This is a genomic window from Variovorax sp. KBW07 (assembly GCF_003852515.1).
GTDB lineage: Bacteria > Pseudomonadota > Gammaproteobacteria > Burkholderiales > Burkholderiaceae_C > Variovorax.
In genome coordinates this window covers 1-3,844 of record NZ_QAJK01000171.1, presented here as the reverse complement: position 1 = coordinate 3,844, position 3,844 = coordinate 1, and the positions used below count along the sequence as shown (strand labels likewise).

At 67.8% G+C, this 3,844-nt stretch carries 3 protein-coding genes; 1 reads left to right on the top strand and 2 read right to left on the bottom strand.

From position 1 onward, the window contains the following. Window positions 1-44: 44 nt before the first annotated feature. Both DBV14_RS29595 and DBV14_RS29590 read right to left on the bottom strand, forming a co-directional pair. A complete protein-coding gene (locus tag DBV14_RS29595) occupies window positions 45-2,234 on the bottom strand; it encodes a TonB-dependent siderophore receptor (protein WP_185546167.1) in 2,190 nt (729 codons plus the stop codon). Window positions 2,235-2,549: 315 nt separating this feature from the next. Further along, window positions 2,550-3,644: a crosslink repair DNA glycosylase YcaQ family protein gene (locus DBV14_RS29590; RefSeq protein WP_124464914.1), complete on the bottom strand. Its 1,095-nt coding sequence runs from the start codon at window positions 3,642-3,644 to the stop codon at window positions 2,550-2,552. Here DBV14_RS29590 and DBV14_RS33655 point away from each other — a divergent pair. After that, the coding region (locus DBV14_RS33655) for a hypothetical protein (RefSeq protein WP_221621928.1) at window positions 3,643-3,844 on the top strand (202 nt) is incomplete at its 3' end. The genes DBV14_RS29590 and DBV14_RS33655 overlap by 2 nt on opposite strands.

The window sequence follows — 3,844 nt, the reverse complement described above, 5'->3', positions numbered from 1 at the left end:
TGGGCGCCGCCCTGAACAGCAGCGCCCGATCGCCAAAAAAAGAATCAGAACCGATAAGTAGCGTTGGCAGTCACAGTCCGGCGCTGACCGTAGAAGCAGTCGCCACGCGCCAAACAGGTAGTGATCTGAACCTTGTCAGCCAGGTTGGCCACGTTCAGCGACAAGCGCAGCGGACCGTTGTCCCACGCCAGCATCGCGTCGAACAGCGTCACCGAGGGCGTGCGGATGCCGTCCATGCCGTCCCACGATTCGCCCAGGTAGCGCACACCACCGCCCACCGTGAAGCCCGTCACCCCACCGATCGAGAAGCGGCGCGTCAACCACGCCGACGCCGTGTGCTTCGGCACGCCCGAAATGCGCTTGCCCAGGTCCGAGCCGTTGCTGCGCGACACCCGTGCGTCCGTGTAGGCGTACGAGGCGATCCAGTCCCACTCGCGGGCGATGCTGCCCTTGTATTCCAGTTCCAGGCCCTTCACGTGCACCTCGCCCAGTTGCACGCTGTTCAGCGGGTTCGCCGGGTCGGGCGTCTTGCGGTTCGTGTCGCGCAGGTCGTACAGCGCCGCCATGAACGACGTGCGCTCGCCCGCGGGCTCCCACTTCACGCCGGCTTCCCACTGCTTGCCGCGCTGCGGCTTGAACGGCGTGTTGTGCGTGTCGACGCCGCCCAGCGGCAGGAACGACTCGGCATAGCTCAGGTACGGCGCCCAGCCGCCGTCGGCCAGATACACCAGGCCCGCGCGCTTGGTGTTCGCCTTGTCGTCGGCGGTTGCGGCGGGGCGGCCCTCGGTGTCGGTCGTTGCCTTGTCGTGGCGCAGGCCCAGCAGGCCGATCCAGCGGCCGTACTTGACCTGGTCCTGCACGTAGAGGCCGACCTGCTTTTGAGTCACTTCCGGTGAGCGCGTGTAGCTGGTCGGCGGCGTGTAGTTGCCGTAGACGGGGGCATAGATGTCGATGGCGCCGGCACGGCCGCGGCCCGAGAGCTTGGAGGTCGTGTTGCGCTGGAAATCGGCGCCGACCAGCAGCGTGTGCTCGGCCTCGCCGGTCTTGAAGCGGGCCTCGGCCTGGTTGTCGAGCAACACCATCGTGCCGCCGTTGATGTCGCTGCTCAGGTCGCGCTCGATGGTGCGCTGGTTGGCGTTGAACACCGGCCGTGCAGGGCGGCCGGTGAGGCGGTTGGCCGAGAAGCTGGTGTACGAAGTGTTGTACCAGACCTTGCTTTCGGTCGAGCGCAGGTTCTGCCGGAACGTCCAGGTGTCGTTGAAGCGGTGGCTGAACAGGTAGCCGAGCGAGGTGTTGCGCGAGTCGTAGCGGTCGAAGCCCGGCTCGCCGGCGAAGGCCGAGGTGGGGATCTGGCCGTAGAGCGACGGCAGCAGCGTGCCCTGCCACGGGAAGAACCCGATCAGCGAGCCGCTCTTGTCCTTCTGGTAGAGCGCCTGCAGCGTGAGCGAGGTGTCCGCGTTCGGGCGCCAGGTCAGCGAGGGCGCGACCACGATGCGGTCGTCGGCCACGTGGTCGACCTGCGTGCCGCTGTCGCGGCCCACCGTCACGAGGCGGTAGAGCCACTTGCCTTCGGGATCGAGCGCCCCGGTGAAGTCGGCCGCGATCTGCTTGCGGTTGTGGTTGCCGAACTGCAGTTGCACTTCGCGCTGCGTCTCGGCCTGCGGCCGCTTCGAGACGAGGTTGAGCACGCCGCCGACCCCGCCCTGGCCGTACAGCACCGACGACGGGCCGCGCAGCAGCTCGACGCGCTCCAGCGTGTACGGCTCGGCCTTGGTGGTGTTGTAGACGCCGTAGCCGCGCTGCAGGCCGTCGAGGTATTGCACCGCGTCGCCGCCGCGCACCTTGAACGAGTCGACGCGGCTGTCGAAGTAGCTCGACACCACGCCGGCCGTGTAGTTGGTGGTTTCGCGCAGCGTGAGCACGCCCTGCGATTCCATCTGGTCGCGCGTGACGACAGAAATGGCCTGCGGCGTTTCGATCAGCGGCGTGTCGGTCTTGGTGGCCGTGGCGCCGCGCCTGGCGACGAAGCCGGTTACGGGGCCGGTGGCGGTTTCACCCGCGTCGCCCGACACGGTGACCGTGGGCAGTGCCCTGCGGGGCTCGGCCTCTTCGGTCTTTGCGTCTTCGGCATACGCCGGCACCGCGGCGCCGAGCGCCATGGCGGTGGCCGCGAGCGTGGCACGGCGGGCGTGCGAGAGGCGGAATCGGTGGCGGGTGGTGGTTCTGGATGTCATGTGCAGCTTCTCCTGTGTCCTGCGGTCGTGCAGTCGTGCGATACGAAAGGGGAGTGGCTGCGGCACGCACCGGGGCGCGCCATGGCTTCTCGAAATCAAGTTGTGGTGGGCGCGACAAGGCGCTGCCGGCCGCGTGCCCAAGGCAGGCCAACGGCTGGCGCAGTAGTTGTGTGTTGTCGTCGTCGCGGGGGTCAGCCGCCGGTCGCGACGGCATGGCGTCGGTCCTGTGCGGCTGTGGTCTTCGTTCCTTCGAAGACTGCTGGCAAGCCCTTGTCGGGCGGCTGGCTGAGGGTGGCGATTATAGAAGCGGGTGTTTCAGCGGCCGGCCAGGAATTGCGTCATGAGGTGCAGTTCATCGTCGAGCGCCGCACGAAACGCGGCGTCGCGTGGCTTTTTGTCGACATAGCCGAAGACAGGCTTCAGTCGGCCTTCGGGCGCCGTCACGTTGGCCCAGCCGATCACCCGGTCGTGCCACAGCATCGGCAGCGCGTAGTAGCCGAACTGGCGTTTCGGCGCCGGCGTATAGGCCTCGAATTTGTACGTCCATTCCCAGAGCAGTTCGAAGCGCCGGCGGTCCCACACCACCGGGTCGAAGGGCGCGAGCAGCCGCACCGCGTCGTCGGGTGCGTGCCGCCGCGAGGCCGGGTTTTCGTCGGCTGGCCAATACCAGGTCGTGCCATCGATGCGGCAGCTCGCAAGTTCGCCGTCGCGCGCCAGGCGCAAGGCCGCCTGCGTCTGTAGCGACAGGTGCGGCGCGCCGTAGCCCAGCAGCCGCACGAGGTAGGTCAGGCTCGAGGCCGGCAGCGGCGCGTACTTGCGCACGACCAGCGCGATCAGTGCGGCGGCGCGTTGCGCGCGGCCGGCCGGGCTGTCGTCGGCAGGCTGGTGCGTGACGGCTTCATAGACGCGCGTGCCGCTGTCGCGCCGAACCACGCGCAGCATGCCGCGGTAGTGCATGCCGTCGAGCAGGTGCGTCGTCGCGTTGCTGGAGCCGCCCCAGTAGTTCTTCACGCGCCCATGCGCAAAGTGCTGTTCGACCTGACGCGGATGCACAGGGCCGTGCTCCCGCACATAGGCCAGCACGTCGGCGGCCTTGCGCCGCGTGTCGGCGTCCCAGGCGCTCTTGGCTTCGCGCGGATGCATCAAGGCGAGATGCTCGCGCGGCAGGAAGCCGTAGTTGACGAGGCAGTCTTCCTCGATGGCGAGCCGGGTGTACCGGCTTTCTAGATCGCCGGCGCGGTAGTCCTTCACGCGGTGGCGAAGCGTCAGGTCTTGCGCGCGTGCCGGGGCACGGATCGGGTCGGCCTGCACGAAGCCGAGTTGGCGGATTGCCGCGGGCAGCGTCGTGGGCTTGAAGAGAGTGCGCGCCACGGCGTAGCGGCGCAGGTCGTCGAGGGTCGGATCAGCCATGGAACGAATTGCAGCACAAGCGGGCGTTCTTCGCTTTGCTGTTGCCCGTTCTCTCGGCGCCGTTGTTCAGGGCGACGCTCACGCCGACGGTGTGCTCTGCTCCGCGAATGTCCCCCGCTTCGCTCCTCCTTTATTTCGCTGCGCAGAGCACACCATCCGCGTGAGCGTCATCAGAGTGGTCGTTGATCAGCGGTACACCA

What these genes read in the sequence shown, in the direction of transcription:
- DBV14_RS29590 (WP_124464914.1), bottom strand. Translation starts at nt 3,644, where the DNA reads ATGGCTGATCCGACCCTCGACGACCTGCGCCGCTACGCCGTGGCGCGC.
- DBV14_RS29595 (WP_185546167.1), bottom strand. Translation starts at nt 2,234, where the DNA reads ATGACATCCAGAACCACCACCCGCCACCGATTCCGCCTCTCGCACGCC.